General features: G+C 68.9%; 14 protein-coding genes. 10 read left to right on the top strand and 4 right to left on the bottom strand.

Translation table 11 applies throughout. The features are described from left to right. Nucleotides 1–44: 44 nt before the first annotated feature. A complete protein-coding gene (locus tag APZ21_RS28285; protein WP_082393522.1) occupies nucleotides 45–824 on the bottom strand; it encodes an Rv1157c family protein in 780 nt (259 codons plus the stop codon). 368 nt (nucleotides 825–1,192) lie between these two features. Here APZ21_RS28285 and APZ21_RS28290 point away from each other — a divergent pair, with 368 nt between their 5' ends. Next, nucleotides 1,193–2,455 carry a mannosyltransferase gene (locus tag APZ21_RS28290; RefSeq protein ID WP_371852339.1) on the top strand — a complete coding sequence of 421 codons (1,263 nt, stop codon included), beginning with the start codon at nucleotides 1,193–1,195 and terminating at the stop codon, nucleotides 2,453–2,455. Here APZ21_RS28290 and APZ21_RS28295 read toward each other — a convergent pair. After that, nucleotides 2,373–2,690 (bottom strand): 4a-hydroxytetrahydrobiopterin dehydratase, encoded by a 318-nt coding sequence (locus APZ21_RS28295; protein ID WP_054816329.1) that lies wholly within the window; start codon nucleotides 2,688–2,690, stop codon nucleotides 2,373–2,375. The genes APZ21_RS28290 and APZ21_RS28295 overlap by 83 nt on opposite strands. A gap of 232 nt (nucleotides 2,691–2,922) precedes the next feature. Here APZ21_RS28295 and typA point away from each other — a divergent pair, with 232 nt between their 5' ends. The 5 genes from typA (at nucleotide 2,923) to APZ21_RS28315 (ending at nucleotide 8,311) form a co-directional block, all read left to right on the top strand. Then, nucleotides 2,923–4,821: a translational GTPase TypA gene (typA, locus tag APZ21_RS28300; RefSeq protein ID WP_054816330.1), complete on the top strand. Its 1,899-nt coding sequence runs from the start codon at nucleotides 2,923–2,925 to the stop codon at nucleotides 4,819–4,821. A gap of 131 nt (nucleotides 4,822–4,952) precedes the next feature. Continuing rightward, nucleotides 4,953–6,686, top strand: a complete 1,734-nt coding sequence (locus APZ21_RS28305) for an ABC transporter family substrate-binding protein (RefSeq protein ID WP_054816331.1) — start codon at nucleotides 4,953–4,955, stop codon at nucleotides 6,684–6,686. A gap of 102 nt (nucleotides 6,687–6,788) precedes the next feature. Next, nucleotides 6,789–7,661: an N-acetyl-1-D-myo-inositol-2-amino-2-deoxy-alpha-D-glucopyranoside deacetylase gene (gene mshB, locus APZ21_RS28310; RefSeq protein WP_239476857.1), complete on the top strand. Its 873-nt coding sequence runs from the start codon at nucleotides 6,789–6,791 to the stop codon at nucleotides 7,659–7,661. A gap of 45 nt (nucleotides 7,662–7,706) precedes the next feature. Beyond that, a complete protein-coding gene (locus tag APZ21_RS35250) occupies nucleotides 7,707–7,865 on the top strand; it encodes a hypothetical protein (RefSeq protein WP_169812088.1) in 159 nt (52 codons plus the stop codon). Then, nucleotides 7,862–8,311 carry a hypothetical protein gene (locus tag APZ21_RS28315; protein ID WP_054816333.1) on the top strand — a complete coding sequence of 150 codons (450 nt, stop codon included), beginning with the start codon at nucleotides 7,862–7,864 and terminating at the stop codon, nucleotides 8,309–8,311. Before APZ21_RS35250 ends, APZ21_RS28315 begins: the two co-directional genes overlap by 4 nt. A 37-nt stretch (nucleotides 8,312–8,348) precedes the next feature. Here the strand turns inward: APZ21_RS28315 and APZ21_RS28320 are convergent, their stop codons facing one another. Both APZ21_RS28320 and APZ21_RS28325 read right to left on the bottom strand, forming a co-directional pair. Then, nucleotides 8,349–9,905, bottom strand: coding sequence for a PH domain-containing protein (locus APZ21_RS28320; RefSeq protein ID WP_082393530.1), 1,557 nt, complete (start codon nucleotides 9,903–9,905; stop codon nucleotides 8,349–8,351). Between the two features lie 47 nt (nucleotides 9,906–9,952). Continuing rightward, a complete protein-coding gene (locus tag APZ21_RS28325) occupies nucleotides 9,953–10,450 on the bottom strand; it encodes a PH domain-containing protein (RefSeq protein WP_054816335.1) in 498 nt (165 codons plus the stop codon). Between the two features lie 143 nt (nucleotides 10,451–10,593). Here APZ21_RS28325 and APZ21_RS28330 point away from each other — a divergent pair, with 143 nt between their 5' ends. The 4 genes from APZ21_RS28330 (at nucleotide 10,594) to pruA (ending at nucleotide 16,566) form a co-directional block, all read left to right on the top strand. After that, on the top strand, nucleotides 10,594–13,194 hold the full coding sequence (locus APZ21_RS28330; protein WP_054816336.1) for a bifunctional FO biosynthesis protein CofGH: 2,601 nt from the start codon (nucleotides 10,594–10,596) through the stop codon (nucleotides 13,192–13,194). Between the two features lie 238 nt (nucleotides 13,195–13,432). Further along, nucleotides 13,433–13,753: a ferredoxin gene (gene fdxA / locus APZ21_RS28335; protein ID WP_011211287.1), complete on the top strand. Its 321-nt coding sequence runs from the start codon at nucleotides 13,433–13,435 to the stop codon at nucleotides 13,751–13,753. Between the two features lie 4 nt (nucleotides 13,754–13,757). Continuing rightward, nucleotides 13,758–14,861, top strand: a complete 1,104-nt coding sequence (dapC, locus tag APZ21_RS28340) for a succinyldiaminopimelate transaminase (protein WP_054816337.1) — start codon at nucleotides 13,758–13,760, stop codon at nucleotides 14,859–14,861. 70 nt (nucleotides 14,862–14,931) lie between these two features. Further along, a complete protein-coding gene (pruA, locus tag APZ21_RS28345; RefSeq protein WP_054816338.1) occupies nucleotides 14,932–16,566 on the top strand; it encodes an L-glutamate gamma-semialdehyde dehydrogenase in 1,635 nt (544 codons plus the stop codon). The last annotated feature ends 102 nt before the right edge of the window (nucleotides 16,567–16,668 follow it).

Consider the following 16,668-nt stretch of genomic DNA (forward strand, 5'->3'; position numbering starts at 1 on the left):
GCCGCCTGCCGCGCGGTGCGGCCTGCGGCGACTCGGGGTGCGGACTAGACGGTGAAGAAGCCGAGGGTCGGCAGGAACGAGCAGGTGCGCGGCGCGGCGTCGGGCGCCTGCGTGGTGAGCGAACCGCCGATGACGGCGACGATGCGGCCCGATCCGGTGTTCACGATGGCCGAGAGGGTGGCCGGACCGTCGGGGTTGATCTTGGCCTCGTCGGTCAGCGGGACGACGCCGCTCTGACGGGTGTCAAGGTTCAGCCACTGCACGGTCATGGGCGGATTCTGCACGGCGGTCGGCGACTTGGTGCCGAGCGCGGTGAAGACGAAGCCGGTCTCACCCGCGGCCGGGCCGGGCGGGGGCAGCTGCGCGGGACCGGGCACGGCCAGCGCCGTGCCGATCGAGTCGGCGGAGTCGCTGATACAGCCCTTACCGATGCTCGGGTAGAGGAACTGCGCGATGACCGGGCCGTCCTGCGGCAGTTCAGGGCCGCCGCCGCCGCTGCCGTCGAGGAAGGTGATGATCCGCTCGAGTGTCGACTTGATCTGCGGTGGCAGATTCAGCGTGGCGAGCAGTGCGCGCGCCTGGGCCAGGATGGCCGACTGCGGTCCGCCCGCGATATCGGCCGGACCCGCGATGGAGCCGACGATGGCCGGGGTAAGCGCGGCCAGCGCATCCACGGGAACGCCTTCGGGAACCATGGGGATGCTGCTGGGGGCCGCGGCGGGCGCGGGCGCGGGGGCCGCGACTGCGGTCGGCGCGGCAAGCGAAGCACTCGCCGCCAGGGCGAGAGCGGACAACGCGATCCGCGTTCCTCGGGTGCGAAGCACTGGTCTAGCCGTCCTTACCTTCGGGTACATCTGGAGCGATGCAAAATACCATCGTTTCGGGGGTCACTCTAGGGACACAGCCACCGAGTTGTACAGCGGCGAATGTCCCGGCAGCGCCGTGGACGAATCAGTGTCATCAGAAGGTAGCGCGCTGCGGGTGTTACCTGTGGTGAAGGTGATGCAAATGTTATCAGCGGTAATCCACTGTACGCACATGCGTCGACGTTCGCGGCATGTGGCAGCCGAACCTGGGACGACGGCCTCCGGTTAATGTAGTCCGAGCCTTCGGCTCGCGCCGACGAACACACCGAGACAATTTTTTCGGCGGGTCGCGGCAGGCGATCCGCTCCGACTCGAAAGTCAGGGATTTGAATCGAGAGAGCGCTCGGACACCATCGCGTCCGACCGCCATACCCTTACCGCTGGCGGCGTCGGCGCTCGCGGTATCCGTGCTGGTCCGCTTGGCGTGGATGCTGTTCGCGGACAATGGAATGAATTTCGTCGACCTGCATGTCTACGTGAACGGGTCGGCCGATCTGCTCACCGACGAACTCTACGACTACACCTACGCGGACAAGACCCCCGACTTCCCGCTGCCGTTCACCTATCCGCCCTTCGCGGCGGTGGTGTTCTTCCCGCTGCATTTGCTGCCCTTCAGCGCGGTGGCCATCGGCTGGCTGTTCGCCACCGCGGCCGCGCTCTACGGGGTCGTGCGTTTCAGCATGGAGCTGCTGCTCGGTGTCGAACGATCGCGCGAGCCCGGCAGGCAGGCCGTCATCCTCGCCTGGACCGCGGTGGGCATGTGGACCGAGCCGGTGCGCACCACACTCGACTACGGCCAGGTCAATGTGTTCCTGGTATTCGGGGCCATGCTGGCGGTGCGCAGTTCACGCTGGTGGATCTCCGGCGGACTGGTCGGCCTCATCGCGGGCATCAAACTCACTCCCGCCATCACCGGGCTTTACTTCGTCGCACGGCGGCGCTGGGCCACGGTGGTGTGGTCGGCGGTGGTCTTCGGCGCGACCGTCGGCATCAGCTATCTGATCAACAAGCACGAAGCGACCAGGTACTTCGGCACCCTTCTCGGGGACGCCGACCGGATCGGCCCGGTCGGGTCGGTGTGGAACCAGTCGCTGCGCGGCGCGTTCAGCCGCATCCTCGGCTACGACGTGGAATCCGGGCCGTGGTGGATCGCGGGCGTGCTCGTGGTCGCGGCGCTGGCCTTCTTCGCCTGGCGGGCGCTGGAATCCGAGGACCGGCTCGGCGCCCTGGTGGTGGTCCAGCTGTTCGGGCTGCTGGTCTCGCCCATCTCCTGGTCGCACCACTGGGTTTGGCTGCTGCCCACGGTGCTGTGGCTGATCTACGGACCGCTGCGCACCGCACCCGGCGCGCGCGTCCTCGCCGGGTACTGGTTGGTGACCATGCTCGCGGGCGTGTCGTGGCTGCTGTCGTTCCTGCAACCGACGATCTGGGAGATCTCGCGGCCGGGCGTGTTGTCGTGGCTGGGGACGGTGAACGTCTTCGGCGCGCTGGTGTTCTACTGCTGGGTCATTCGTTCGGGACGTCGCCGCCCGCGAATTTCGGCGCGAGCCGATCGATCTCCCGAGCCAGCGCCAGATCCAGTCCGGTGATTCCGCCCGCGGAATGGGTGGACAGCGTGAAGGTGATCGTGCGCCAGCGGATATCGATGTCGGGATGATGGTTCGTCGCCTCGGCGACCTCGGCCACCGCGCGGACCAGTTCGATTCCGACCGGGAAGGAATCGGCCTGGATCGACCTGGTCAGCGCCGTCCCCGACCTGCTCCAGCCCGGGAGCGTGGCGAGTGCTTCGACGATCTCGGATTCGGTCAACAACGGGGTACTCATATCCTCGTTGTACCCCGCGGCGCGGGTTTCCTCCGGCGTTCGGCCGGGAACTCCGCGGCATGTCGCGAAACCGGACTTTCGGGTCGGCCCACCCTCGGTCGGACGCCTGGCCGGTGGTGGCGCGCGGGCGGACGGTAGGGTGTAAACGGCCGTGATGCCCGGTGAGTCTCGCTTCTCCGCCTGTTTGCAGGGGTCGGCCGGCACCTATACCCAACAGCAGGAGGATTCAGGCGTGTCGTCTGCACGCGATTTCCGCAATGTCGCCATCGTGGCCCACGTCGACCACGGTAAGACGACATTGGTCGACGCCATGCTCCGGCAGTCCGGCGCCTTCGCCGAACGGGCCGAACTCGTCGATCGGGTGATGGACTCCGGCGATCTCGAGCGCGAGAAGGGCATCACGATTCTCGCCAAGAACACCGCGGTCCACCGTCATCACCCCGATGGCTCGGTGACTGTGATCAACGTCATCGACACTCCCGGACACGCCGATTTCGGCGGTGAGGTCGAGCGTGGCCTTTCCATGGTCGACGGTGTCGTCCTGCTGGTCGACGCCTCCGAAGGTCCGCTGCCGCAGACCCGATTCGTGCTGCGCAAGGCGCTGGCCGCCTCGCTGCCGGTGATCCTGGTCGTCAACAAGACCGACCGGCCCGACGCCCGCATCGAGGAGGTCGTCGAGGAGAGCCACGATCTACTGCTCGACTTGGCCTCCGACCTGGACGACGCCGCCGCCGAGGCCGCCGAACTCGCCCTGGACCTACCGGTGCTCTACGCCTCCGGCCGTGAGGGCAAGGCGTCCAAACAGCGCCCGGAGAACGGCAACGCGCCCGACGCCGAGAATCTGGACGCGCTGTTCGACGTGCTCATGGAGAACATTCCCGCCCCCAAGGGTGATCCGACCGCGCCGTTGCAGGCACACGTCACCAACCTCGACGCCTCGGCCTTCCTCGGCCGCCTCGCCCTGGTGCGCATCCACAACGGTGAACTGCGCAAGGGGCAGAACGTCGCCTGGATGCACGCCGACGGCGTGAAACAGGTCAAGATCACCGAACTGCTCCAGACCGTCGGCGTGGAACGGCGTCCGGGCGAGGTCGCGGTGGCCGGTGACATCGTCGCGATCGCGGGCATCGCGGACATCATGATCGGGGACACCCTCGCCGACATCGACAATCCGGTCGCGTTGCCGCGCATCACCGTCGACGAGCCCGCCATCTCGGTCACCATCGGAACCAACACCTCGCCGCTGGTCGGCCGGGTGCAGGGTCACAAGCTGACCGCGCGCATGGTCAAGGCCCGCCTGGATGCGGAACTGGTCGGCAACGTGTCGCTGCGCGTGCTCGACATCGGTCGACCCGACGCCTGGGAGGTGCAGGGCCGAGGCGAGCTGGCGCTGGCCATCCTGGTCGAGCAGATGCGCCGCGAGGGCTTCGAACTCACCGTGGGCAAACCGCAGGTGGTCACCCGCCAGGTCGACGGCAAGGTGCACGAGCCGTTCGAGGAGCTGACCATCGACTGCCCCGACGAGTATCTCGGCGCGGTCACTCAGCTGCTGGCCGCGCGCAAGGGCAAGATGGTCCAGATGAACAACCATGCCGCCGGGTGGGTGCGCATGGAATTCATCGTTCCCTCGCGCGGTCTCATCGGCTTCCGCACCGACTTCCTCACCGAGACCCGCGGTACGGGTATCGCCAATGCCGTCGCGCACGGCTACGCGCCGTGGGCCGGTGAGATCCGCGCCCGCCACACCGGATCGCTGGTCTCCGACCGCGCCGGTTCGGTGACGCCGTTCGCGATGATCCAGCTCGCCGACCGGGGGCAGTTCTTCGTCGAACCGGGCGCCGACACCTACGAGGGTCACGTGGTCGGGGTGAATCCGCGCGCCGAGGATCTCGACATCAATGTCACGCGCGAGAAGAAGCTGACCAATATGCGCAGCTCCACCGCCGATGTCATGGAGACCCTCGCCAAGCCGCTGCAACTCGATCTCGAGGGCGCGATGGAGTTCTGCGCCGCCGACGAATGCGTCGAGGTCACCCCCGAGATCGTGCGGGTTCGCAAGGTCATACTCGGCGCCACCGAGCGCGGCCGGGAGCTGTCCCGGCGAAAGGCGCGGGACCGGGCCGCGTTGTAGTGCGAACGCGCGGAACGAAAGCCCGGACCGGCCGCCTCTGCTCCCGTGGCCCGCTTCGGGCCGTGCTGGGTAGAGTGCCCAGCGTGAGTTCGGGGGCAAGACGACGCGCGACGAGGCGCGTGAGACCGGCGATGGTGACGGCGGCGGCTGTGGCGGCGGCGATGCTCGCGGGCTGCGCCGCCAATCCGCCGCCGCCCATCGAGAGCACCGACAGCCCGAAGACGACGCAGGCCAAACCGGGTAAGCACACCGTGGTGGTCGCCATCGACGATATCGGCATCGGTTTCAATCCCCATCTGCGCGCCGATCAGTCGCCTGCCACCGCGGCGGTCAGCTCCATGGTGCTGCCGAGTCCGTTCCGGCCCGTGCCCAATCCGGCGGTGCCCGGCGCCACCGAATGGGTGGCCGATACCGCGCTGGTGGTGTCGGCGGAGGTCACCTCGCAGGAACCGTTCACGATCACCTACACGCTGCGCAACCAGGCCAACTGGTCCGACGGCGCGCCGATCGCCGCCGAGGACTTCCGCTTCCTGTGGCAGCAGATGATCACCCAGCCGGGCACGTCCGATTCCGCGGGCTACCGGATGATCACCGATGTGAGTTCCGCCGAGGGCGGCAAACTGGTGACGGTACGGATGAACGCGCCGTATCCGGCTTGGCGCGGACTGTTCGCGAACCTGCTGCCCTCGCACCTGATCAAGGATTCGCCCAGCGGATTCCAGGAGGGCTGGGGTTCGCAGATCCGGGTGTCCGGCGGTCAGTTCCAGATCAAGAATGTCGACCGCGGTCGCGACGAGATCCAGTTGGAGCGCAACGACCGGTACTGGGGTACGCCCGCCGCGCCGGATCAGATCCTGCTGCGCCGCGGTGGAACTCCGGCCCAGCTCGCGGATTCCCTGCGCACGGCGGACGCGCAGATGGCGCTGACCCACGGCGGCATCGCGACCCAGGCGCAACTCGCGGCGATTCCCTCGGTGCGCACGGCGATCATGCCGCAGGCCCGCGAACTGCAATTCGTCCTCAACGGCCGCAACGGCGATCTCGCCGACGTCCGGGTCCGGCGCGGTGTGCTCGCCCTGCTCGACCCGGCCCTGCTCGCCACGGTCGGCGCGCAGACCGGCGGCTGGGTGGATCCGGTGCGCGCGCAGATCCTCGCGCCGTCGGATCCGGGCTACACCCCGACCATGCCCGCGCGCCCGTCGGCGGACGAGGCGTTCGCACTGCTCGCCGAGGCGGGCTATCGGCGCGCGGCCGAGCAGCCGCCGGTGGCCTCGCCGACCTCGCCCGCGCAACAGCCGCGGCTGGTCGCCAAGAACGGCAAGGCGCTGGTGATCAGGATCGGCGCGGTGACCGGTGACGCGACGGCGCTGGCGGTGGCCAATACCGCGGTCGACCAGTTGCGCAGCGCCGGAATCGACGCGAGCGTGCGCAATCTCGCGCGCGACGAGCTCTACGGGACGGAATTGGTCGGCGGTGGGGTGGACGCCGTCGTCGGCTGGGAGGTCGCGGGCGCCGATCCGGCGACGGTACTGGCCTCGCGATTCGGCTGTCCGCCCGCGGAAACCGGAACCGGCGACGGTGATACGTCGACCGCGGTGGAGATCGCGCGGCGCGCGCCGAGCAATCTGTCCGGGATATGCGATCCGGGCCTGCAACCCTCGATCGATGCCGCGATCCGCGGTATCGACGTGGGACGGGTGCTCGGCGATGCCGAACCGGTGCTGTGGGGACTGTCGACGGTGCTGCCGATCGTGCAGGACAACGTGGTCGCCGCGGCCGGTCCGCGGGTGGACGGCGCTTCGCTGAGCGGCGCCATCCAGGTCAGCATCTTCGGTGACGCCGCCATGTGGCAGCGGCTGCCGTAGCCGATCGGCCGGCTGCGCGGTGCGATATGGTGCCGATGTGGAGGCGTGCGCACTGATCGTTGGACGGTCCCGAGTCGTCCCGGTCCGTTGGGTGGTGGGCGCGTGAACGGCGGAATCCTCTTGGTGCACGCCCATCCCGACGACGAGTCCATCACCACCGGCGGCACGATCGCGCTGTATCGCCGCCGCGGCGTCCCGGTCACGGTGGTGACCTGCACCCTTGGCGAGGAGGGCGAGGTCATCGGGGAACGGTGGGCCCAGCTCACCGCCGACAAGGCCGATCAGCTCGGCGGCTACCGAATCCTGGAGTTGACAGCGGCGTTGGCGGCGCTGGACGTGGACGCCCCGCGTTTCCTCGGCGGCGCGGGCCGCTGGCGGGATTCGGGGATGGCCGGTACGCCCTCGGCGCGCAATCCGCGCGCGTTCGTCCATTCGGGCGAGCAGGCCGTGGCGGCACTCACCGCGACCCTGCTCGAGGTCCGGCCGCGGGTGGTGATCGGTTACGACCCGCGCGGTGGCTACGGCCATCCCGATCACGTTCGGGCGCACGAGGTCACGACCGAGGCCGTGGCCGCGGCGGCCGAACAGGGTTGGGACACACCGAAGTTCTATTGGACGGTGACCGACGCCGACATGCTGCGGATACACACCGAGACGCTGGCCCGGCGCACGATAGCGGGCCTGCCCGGCGCGTTGCCGAAGGGCTGGCGACTACCGGGCGCGAACGAATTGGCCAGTGTGCCCAGTCATTCGGTGACCACCACGATCGAGGTCTCCGATGTGCTCGCCGCCAAACGGGCCGCGCTGCGGGCCCACGCCACTCAGGTCACGGTGGCCGCGTCCGGTCGGGAGTTCGCGCTGTCGAACAATGTCGCGCAACCGGTGCTGCCGGAGGAGCACTACGTGCTGGTGCGCGGTCGCCGCGGGCCGTCGGGGACGGACGGGCGCGAGCACGATCTGCTCGCCGGACTGTAGCGGCATCGTCCACCGCACCGGAACACCGCCGAATAGACTTCGGGTATGTACAACTGGGACCTCCAGGACGCGATCGTGGCGTTCGTGGACAGCTTGAAACCGAATTGGCCCGCCCAGCACGAGCTGTATATGTCGGCGTTGTACGCCTTCGTCGATATGCAGAGTCATTTGCTCACACTGCTCGGCTACCCGCCCGTTCCGTGACGGCGACCGCCAAGGGCGGCCCCGCCGCCGTCGCGGTCATGGTGCTGATCGTGTTCAGCGGCCTGTTCACGCTCGTCTTCGAGGTGCTGTACCTGCCGATCTACCTCGGCAGCGGCACCCTGCCCGCGCCGGAGCCCGAAGTGGTGGCCGCCCCCGCCGGACTCGCCGCGAGTCTGCACGACGGCGCGGTCGCCTTTCCGATCACCGCCCTGCTCGCCGCGGTGCTGAACGTGCTGCTGGTCGCGGCCATGCGCACGCTCACCGACCGGCCCGGCGTCGCCTTGCTGCCGGTGGCGGCGTGGCTGTTCGGCTTCCTGGCAAGTTCGGTCAGCGGTCCGGGCGGCGACATCATGCTCCTCAGCGATTGGCCCACGCTGGCGCTGCTGCTGTGCGGCCTCGTGCCGCCGCTGTTCTACGCCTACACCCGCTCACTGGTCGCGAGCTGAGGCGGGTCGTTCGATCCGCACGCGGACGAGCGGCATGTCACCGGGCGCCCCGCGTCGGCTGATCGCCGTCGATGCCGATGCGACCCGGGGTCACGGCTTCGATCAGGGCGTATGCCTGTTCCAGTGGGACGTCGACGACGAGATAGCGCTTCTTGCCCGCGGCGGTCGCGGCGACCACCGTCGCCACGCCCGAGCGGCGCTGCCAGAAGGACTGTCGGACCGTCCAGCCGATGATGCCGGGGCCCTCGAGGCAGTCGCGGTCGCGGTCGAGGGAACCGGAGCGGGTGATGAGCCAGGCGCGGGTGGCGGCGGTGGCGGGAAGGACGGCGTGACCGAGGCCGCGGTAGCGATCTTCGGCGAGCGCGAGTGCCGCGACGGCCGTCAGCGCGGGCAGCAGCCACCACCACGGGGAGAAGGCGAACCCGAGCACGGCGAGCAGCAGCAGTGCCGCGGCGGCGCCGCCGGGGAGGGCGAGTGCGCGGGTGTGGCGGCGGCGGCGGGCGGCGGGTCCGTGGGGGATCAGCGCGACCGTGCCCTGCGTACTGACCACCGCTCCCGTATTCGACTGCGCGGAAGTGACTTCCGCGGTATCCGGCGCGGAATCGGCGCCCGGGAGGGCCGCGCGGGAGGCGAGCAGTTCGGCGAGGGTGCGCTCCACCGCGGACCGGGGCGCTTGCGGAAGCAGTTTCTGGCGCGAATTCTCCCCGACCATGATCGCCTCGAGTTCCGCGCCGCCCGCCATGCGCAGCAGCAGGGGCTCGTTCACGGTCGCGCCGCGAAAGCGCGCCAGGTCCAGGGTGATCTGGCGGGTGGTGAATAGGCCGTGGCGCAGTTGCAGGGTGCGACCGCTGTCGAGTACCCGCAGGCCGAAATACGTTGCGAGATAACGGGTGCATGCCGCCGCGCTGACCAGCACGAAGATCGCCGCGAACAGTCCGATCGCCGCCGCGGCGACGAGTGCCGCGGTGCCGTCCTCGAGTGCGTGCACGGCGGTGGAACGGAAGAAGACCTCGCCGAGGCCGTACTGGAAGGCCGCGCCCGCGATGGGGGCGACGACCGCGAATCCGGTGAGCGAGAGCGGCGCGTAGCGGACCCAACTCGCCCGCCAGTGCCCGATCTCGCGCTCACCCGGCCCGGCGGCGTGCCGTGGCGCGGACGGAATCGACTGTTCGACTTCGGATTTCACGACGTCGGTGAGGTGTGTCAGCAGGGTCGCGCGCAGTGCGGGCACCAGGCGGCGATCCAGGGAGTCGAGTTCGAACTTCTCCCCGGTATCGGCCTGCTGACCCGTACCGAGCACCACCACCGAGAGACCGAGCGCGCGGTGCAGCAGATCGGATTCGATGTCAACCGAACGGATTCGGGAGCGCGGCACCGACAGCATCCGGCGTCGGAGCAGGCCGGTGCGCAGTTCGACGTGGGTGGGCCCGATCCGGTAGGTGGTGGTGAACCAGCGGGTCAGCGCGAAACCCACGACCAGCGCGAGCGGGACGAGACTCCAGCCGTGATTGCCGCTGCTGGTGCCGAGGATGAGCGTGCCGACGAACACCGGGATGAACTTGACCACCTCGGTCACCGGGTGCACCAACAGCATTCGCTTGTCCAGCCGCAGCCACGGCTCGACCTCGGTGACCTGCGTGCTCACGTGGCGTCTCCGCGGTGCAGCGCGGCGATCTCGGTCAATCGTGTCACCGTCTGCTCGGCCACGGACAGATCCAATGCCTCGATGCGTACCGCGCCCGCCGAGGACGCGGTGGTCACCGTGACAGTCGACAAGCCGAGCAGGCGCTCCAACGGACCGCGTTCGGTGTCGACGGTCTGCAACCGCGAGATCGGGGCAACCCGGCTCTCCTGGTTGAACCAGCCCACCCGCGTGTAGACCGCCTCGTCGGTGACCTCCCAGCGGTGCACCGCGTAGCGCCACAACGGCACCGCCACCACGTTGAAGATCCCGAGGACCAGCGCGGCGGACAGCGCCACGACCTGCCAACCGCGGCGATCGGCATCGAAGGACGCCCAAACCAGCACGGCCACGATCGGGATCAGCCAGAAAAGACCGGCTCGCAGCCCCCACAGACGCTTCGCGCGGGGACTCGGACGCCAGGCCGGATCGGCCAGGATGGTGCGCGGAGGCGACATGCTTGCCATCGTGGCACGGATTCGCGGAATAACGCCGTGCCGCGGTGAGGTTGTGCTGCTCACGGCCGCGCCGCGCGGGCGCCGTCGCCGTGCGTGTGCCCGATGCGGTGCACTGGAGTGAGACAGCGAAGGATGGGTAGCGCATGATCGAAGGCGTGACCGAGCTAGCGACACCGAGTGTTCCCCCGGCACCGCCCACGCCGTCGGCCATGCGCCGGGCGCTGCGCCGTGCGCGCGACGGTGTGACCCTCAATGTGGACGAGGCCGTCGTGCTGCTGCACGCGCGCGGCGACGACCTCATCGATCTGTGCCACAGTGCCGCCAGGGTGCGCGACGCCGGACTGGGGTCCGCGGGCCGTCCGGGCACCATCAGTTACTCGCGCAATGTCTTCATCCCGCTGACGCGGCTGTGCCGCGACAAATGCCACTACTGCACCTTCGTCACCGTGCCGGGAAAACTGCGCGCCGAGGGCAAGGGCATGTTCCTCGAACCCGACGAGGTACTCGAGATCGCTCGCCGGGGCGCGGCCCTCGGGTGTAAGGAAGCGCTGTTCACCCTGGGCGATCGGCCCGAGGACCGCTGGCCGGAGGCGGCGCGGTGGCTCGACGAACGCGGTTACGACTCGACCCTCGACTACCTGCGCGCCGTCTCCATCCTCGTGCTCGAGGAGACCGGACTGCTCCCGCATCTGAATCCGGGCGTGATGAGCTGGGCGGAGATCTCCCGCCTCAAGCCGGTGGCGCAGTCGATGGGCATGATGCTCGAGACCACGTCCACTCGGCTGTTCACCGAGAAGGGCGAATGCCACCACGGCAGTCCCGACAAGGACCCCGCGGTGCGGCTGCGCGCCATCACCGACGCCGGGCGGCTGTCGGTGCCCTACACCACCGGAATTCTGGTCGGCATCGGTGAGACGCTCGCCGAGCGCGCCGATTCCATCATGGAGATTCGCAAGCTGCACAAGGCTTTCGGGCACATCCAGGAAGTCATCGTGCAGAACTTCCGCGCCAAGGGCGATACCCCCATGCGCGACGCGCCCGATGCCGGGTTCGAGGAGTTCCGCGCCACCATCGCGGTCACCAGGCTGCTGCTCGGACCGGATGTGCCGGTGCAGGCGCCGCCGAATCTGGTGTCGGAAGCCGAATGTCGCGCACTCGTCGACGCGGGCATCGACGACTGGGGCGGGGTCTCCCCGGTGACCCCCGACCACGTGAATCCCGAACGGCCGTGGCCGAATCTGGACACTCTGCTCGAGATCACCGAGGCGGCCGGATTCCGGTTGGTCGAACGGACCTCGGCGCACCCGAGATACGTCCGCGCGGGCAATCCGTGGATCGATCCGCGCATCGGCGCGCACGTCGCGGCGCTCACCGACGCGGCGACCGGCTTGGCCGATCCACAGGCGATGCCGACGGGCCTGCCCTGGCAGGAGCCCGACGAGTCCTGGGAGTCGACGGGCCGCGTCGATCTCGACACCGACATCGACGTGACCGGTCGTCGTACCGAAAGCCGAAGTGATTCCGGGTTGGGAGCGGAGATCGTCGGCGCCTTCGGCGACTGGGACACCATTCGCGAACAGGCGCGCGATCTGGTCACCGCCGCGCCGGAGCGGCTCGACGCGGACGTGCTGGCCGCCCTGCGCGCGGCCGAGCGCGATCCGGCCGGACTGTCCGACGCCGAATACCTGGCGCTGGCCACCGCCGACGGCACGGATCTCGAGGCCGTGGCGGCGCTGGCCGATCAGCTGCGGCGTGAGGTGTCCGGCGACGAGGTCACCTACGTGGTGAACCGGAACATCAACTTCACCAATATCTGCTACACCGGATGCCGGTTCTGCGCGTTCGCCCAGCGCAAGGGCGATGCCGACGCGTTCACGCTGAGTACCGACGAGGTGGCCGACCGGGCTTGGGAGGCCCACGTCGACGGCGCCACCGAGGTCTGCATGCAGGGCGGTATCGATCCCGATCTGCCGGTCACCGGATACGCCGATCTGGTGCGCGCGGTGAAGCGGCGCGTGCCGTCGATGCACGTGCACGCCTTCAGTCCCATGGAGGTCGTAAACGGCGCCTCGCGCGGCGGTCAGAGCATCAGGGACTGGCTGGTCGCGCTGAAGGAGGCCGGACTCGACACAATTCCCGGTACCGCGGCCGAGATCCTCGACGACGAGGTGCGGTGGGTGCTCACCAAGGGCAAACTGCCGACCTCGGCTTGGATCGAGGTCATCACCACCGCGCACCAGGTGGGGCTGCGGTCGAGTTCGACCATGATGTACGGCCACGTGGACAGCCCGATGCACTGGGTCGGCCACCTGCGGGTGCTGCGCGGAATCCAGGACGAGACCGGCGGTTTCACCGAATTCGTGCTGCTGCCGTTCGTACATCAGAGCGCGCCGCTCTACCTCGCGGGAGCGGCCCGGCCGGGCCCCACCATTCGCGACAATCGCGCCGCGCACGCGCTTGCCCGCATCATGCTGCACGGGCGCATCCCCAATATCCAGACCAGCTGGGTCAAACTCGGTGTCGCGGGTACCCGCCTCATGCTCGACGGCGGCGCGAACGACCTCGGCGGCACCCTCATGGAGGAGACCATCTCCCGGATGGCCGGGTCACAGCACGGTTCCGCCAAGACCGTCGCCGAACTGCGCGATATCGCCGACGGCATCGGCCGTCCGGTGCGCGAGCGCACCACTGTCTACGGCCGCGTGGACCGGGCCGCGCGACCCATTCCGATCGCCGCGGGATGAGCTCACGGTCCGCCGCGCCGCGTGGCTTTGCGTGGCCACGGTGGAAGGGCGGATTCGGCGGCGCGGCACTAGGATCGGGGTGGTCGCGTCGAAGTCGGCGGATCGGTGTGGCACCCGCGTCTACCGGGGGCGGAGCCGGACAAGTTAGGGCAGGCTGACCGGTAGTACCGTGGGGTGCCGGGATAGGGTTTCGCAGGCGGAGCATTCCCGCAGGCGAGGACAGACTAGGAGAGCGGCAGTGCCGTACATCATCGCTGAACCGTGCGTTGACGTGAAGGACAAGGCATGCATCGAGGAATGCCCCGTGGACTGCATCTACGAGGGCGGCCGCATGCTCTACATCCATCCCGACGAGTGCGTTGACTGTGGTGCATGTGAGCCCGTGTGCCCGGTGGAGGCGATCTTCTACGAAGACGACACGCCGGATCAGTGGAGCGGTTACGTGAACGCCAACGTCGATTTCTTCGACGAACTCGGTTCGCCGGGCGGTGCGACCAAGGTCGGCAAGGTGGACTACGACCCGCCGTTCATCAAAGAACTCCCTCCGATGGGTGAATGAGCGCGTGAAGGTACGCGCGCGGGTCAGCAGTCTGCTGCCCGATTTCCCCTGGGACACGATCGCGGGGGCCAAGGCCGTCGCGGCGGCGCATCCGGGCGGAATCGTCGACCTGTCCGTCGGCACCCCGGTCGACCCGGTCGACCCCCTCATCCGGGCGGCGCTCGATTCGGTGGCCGAGGTGCCGGGCTATCCGGCCACCCACGGCACGCCCGAATTGCGCGCCGCCGCCGTGCGCGCGCTCGAGCGCCGCTACGGCATCACCGGGGTCGACCCTGCGGCCGTACTGCCCGTGATCGGCACCAAGGAACTGATCGCGGGTTTGCCGCGGCTGCTCGGACTCGGCGCGGCGGATCTGGTCGTCATCCCGGAGGTGGCCTATCCGACCTACGAGGTCGGCGCGCTGCTCGCGGGCGCCGAGGTGCTGCGCGCGGACGGGTTGACCAGGCTCGGTCCGCGCAATCCGGCGCTGATCTACGTGAATTCCCCGTCCAATCCGACCGGCAGGGTGCTCGGCGTCGATCACCTGCGCAAGGTCGTCGCCTTCGCGCGCGAGCGGGGCGCGATCGTCGCCTCCGACGAGTGCTACCTGGGCCTGACCTGGGAGGGCCGCGCGGTGTCGCTGCTCGATCCCGAGGTCTGCGACGGTGACCACACGAATCTGCTCGCGGTGCACTCGCTGTCCAAGACCTCCAATCTGGCCAGCTACCGCGCCGGATTCGTGGCGGGTGATCCCACTGTCGTCGCCGAACTGCTGGAGGTGCGCAAACACTCCGGCATGATCATGCCGCTGCCGGTGCAGGCGGCCATGACCGCCGCGCTCGGCGACGACGCCCACGAGGCGCGCCAGCGCGAGCGGTACCGGGCGCGCCGGGAGATCCTGCGCGCGGCACTGCTCGGGGCCGGATTCCGCATCGATCATTCCGAGGCGGGCCTGTACCTGTGGGCGACCCGGGGCGAGAACTGCCGCGGCACCCTGGACTGGCTGGCCGAACGCGGAATCCTCGCGGCTCCCGGCGATTTCTACGGTCCGACCGCCAGCGAGCACGTGCGCCTCGCGCTGACCGCGACCGACGAGCGCGTCGCGGCCGTCGCCGAGCGACTCGGCTGATACGGGCCGGGTTGCTGACACGCTGTTCCGCCTGGGGCGACGAGTAGGCTTCGGGGCGCTAGCCTGGGGTATGGACGCTGTCACGGTTGTCCCTACCCCGGCGAACGAGCCGGTGCGCACCTACGCACCCGGCAGCCGCGAGCGTGAAGTGCTGCACACCGAACTCGACCGCATCTGGGCCGAATCCGTCGACGTCGCGCTGGTGATCGGCGGGAAACATCGGCCCGGCATCGGCGAGCGGCACAGTATCGTCGCGCCGCATCGGCATCGCCACATCCTGGGGACCTACACCGATACCACCCATTCCGAAGCGCGCGGCGCGATCGAGGCGGCGACGGCCGCCGCACCGGGCTGGCGCAACCTGCCATTCGCCGAGCGGGCCGCGATCTTTCTGCGCGCGGCCGATCTGCTGGCCGGTCCGTGGCGGGAGACCGTCGCGGCGGCGACCATGCTCGGACAGTCCAAGACGGCGATTCAGGCCGAGATCGACGCGCCCTGCGAACTGGTCGACTTCTGGCGGTTCAATGTCGCCTTCGCCCGCGACATACTCGCCCAGCAGCCGCGGTCGAGTCCCGGCGTGTGGAACCGCATGGATTACCGGCCGTTGGAAGGTTTCGTCTACGCGATCACTCCCTTCAACTTCACCGCCATCGCGGGGAATCTGCCCACCGCGCCCGCGCTCATGGGCAATACCGTGATCTGGAAGCCCGCGCCGACCCAGACCCTGGCCGCGTTCTACACCATGCGGCTGCTGGAGGCGGCGGGACTGCCGCCGGGGGTGATCAATATGGTGACCGGCGACGGGGTCGCGGTGTCGGAGGTCGCGCTCACCGATCCTCGGCTGGCGGGCATTCATTTCACCGGTTCGACGGCGACCTTCCGGTACCTGTGGCAGCAGGTCGGCGCGAATATCGGCCGCTACCACGGCTATCCGAGGTTGGTGGGGGAGACCGGCGGCAAGGACTTCGTCGTCGCGCATCCCTCCGCCGATCCCGCCGCCCTGCGCACGGCGCTGGTGCGCGGTGCGTACGAATACCAGGGACAGAAATGTTCGGCGGCATCGCGCGCCTATATCGCGCGATCGGTGTGGCGGGTCATGGGCGATGAATTCCTCGATTTCACAGAGCATCTCGCATACGGTGACGTCGCGGATCTGACCAATTTCGGCGGCGCGCTGATCGACCGGCGAGCCTTCGACAAGAATGTGGCCGCGATCGAACGGGCCCGCGATGCCGGGATCACGATTCCGGTGGGCGGCTCCTACGACGACGCGGAGGGTTATTTCGTCCGCCCGACGGTGCTGTTGGTCGACGATCCGCGCGATCAGTCCTTCAGCACCGAGTATTTCGGCCCGATACTGGCCGTGCACGTCTACGACGACGCCGAACCCGGCGCCTACGCGGCAATTCTGGCCGAGGTCGAATCGGCGGCACCTTACGCGCTGACCGGTGCGATCTTCGCCGAGGACCGCCGCGCCATCGAACAGGCGGGCGCCGCACTGCGTTTCGCGGCGGGCAATTTCTACATCAACGACAAGCCCACCGGCGCGGTGGTCGGTCAGCAGCCCTTCGGCGGTGCGCGCGCATCGGGCACCGACGACAAGGCTGGTTCGCCGCTGAACCTGCTGCGCTGGGTGGCCCCGCGCACGATCAAGGAGACTTTCGTCCCGCCGGTCGACCACCGGTACCCGCACATGGATGTCTGAGTCGAGCGAGGACAGAGGAGGCGCGGTGCGCGAATCGAACGCGATGGCGGACGCGCGGTGGTGAATCCGCTGCGTCCGGTGATTCTCGCGGCGGCCGGGTCG

Source organism: Nocardia arizonensis (genome assembly GCF_001310275.1).
GTDB lineage: Bacteria > Actinomycetota > Actinomycetes > Mycobacteriales > Mycobacteriaceae > Nocardia > Nocardia arizonensis.

Bases quoted from the DNA above. Each gene is read 5' to 3' on its own strand.
- APZ21_RS28295 (WP_054816329.1), bottom strand. From the start codon at position 2,690: ATGAGTACCCCGTTGTTGACCGAATCCGAGATCGTCGAAGCACTCGCC.
- APZ21_RS28320 (WP_082393530.1), bottom strand. From the start codon at position 9,905: ATGCTGTTGGTGCACCCGGTGACCGAGGTGGTCAAGTTCATCCCGGTG.
- APZ21_RS28305 (WP_054816331.1), top strand. From the start codon at position 4,953: ATGGTGACGGCGGCGGCTGTGGCGGCGGCGATGCTCGCGGGCTGCGCC.
- pruA (WP_054816338.1), top strand. From the start codon at position 14,932: ATGGACGCTGTCACGGTTGTCCCTACCCCGGCGAACGAGCCGGTGCGC.
- APZ21_RS28330 (WP_054816336.1), top strand. From the start codon at position 10,594: ATGATCGAAGGCGTGACCGAGCTAGCGACACCGAGTGTTCCCCCGGCA.
- APZ21_RS35250 (WP_169812088.1), top strand. From the start codon at position 7,707: ATGTACAACTGGGACCTCCAGGACGCGATCGTGGCGTTCGTGGACAGC.
- APZ21_RS28325 (WP_054816335.1), bottom strand. From the start codon at position 10,450: ATGTCGCCTCCGCGCACCATCCTGGCCGATCCGGCCTGGCGTCCGAGT.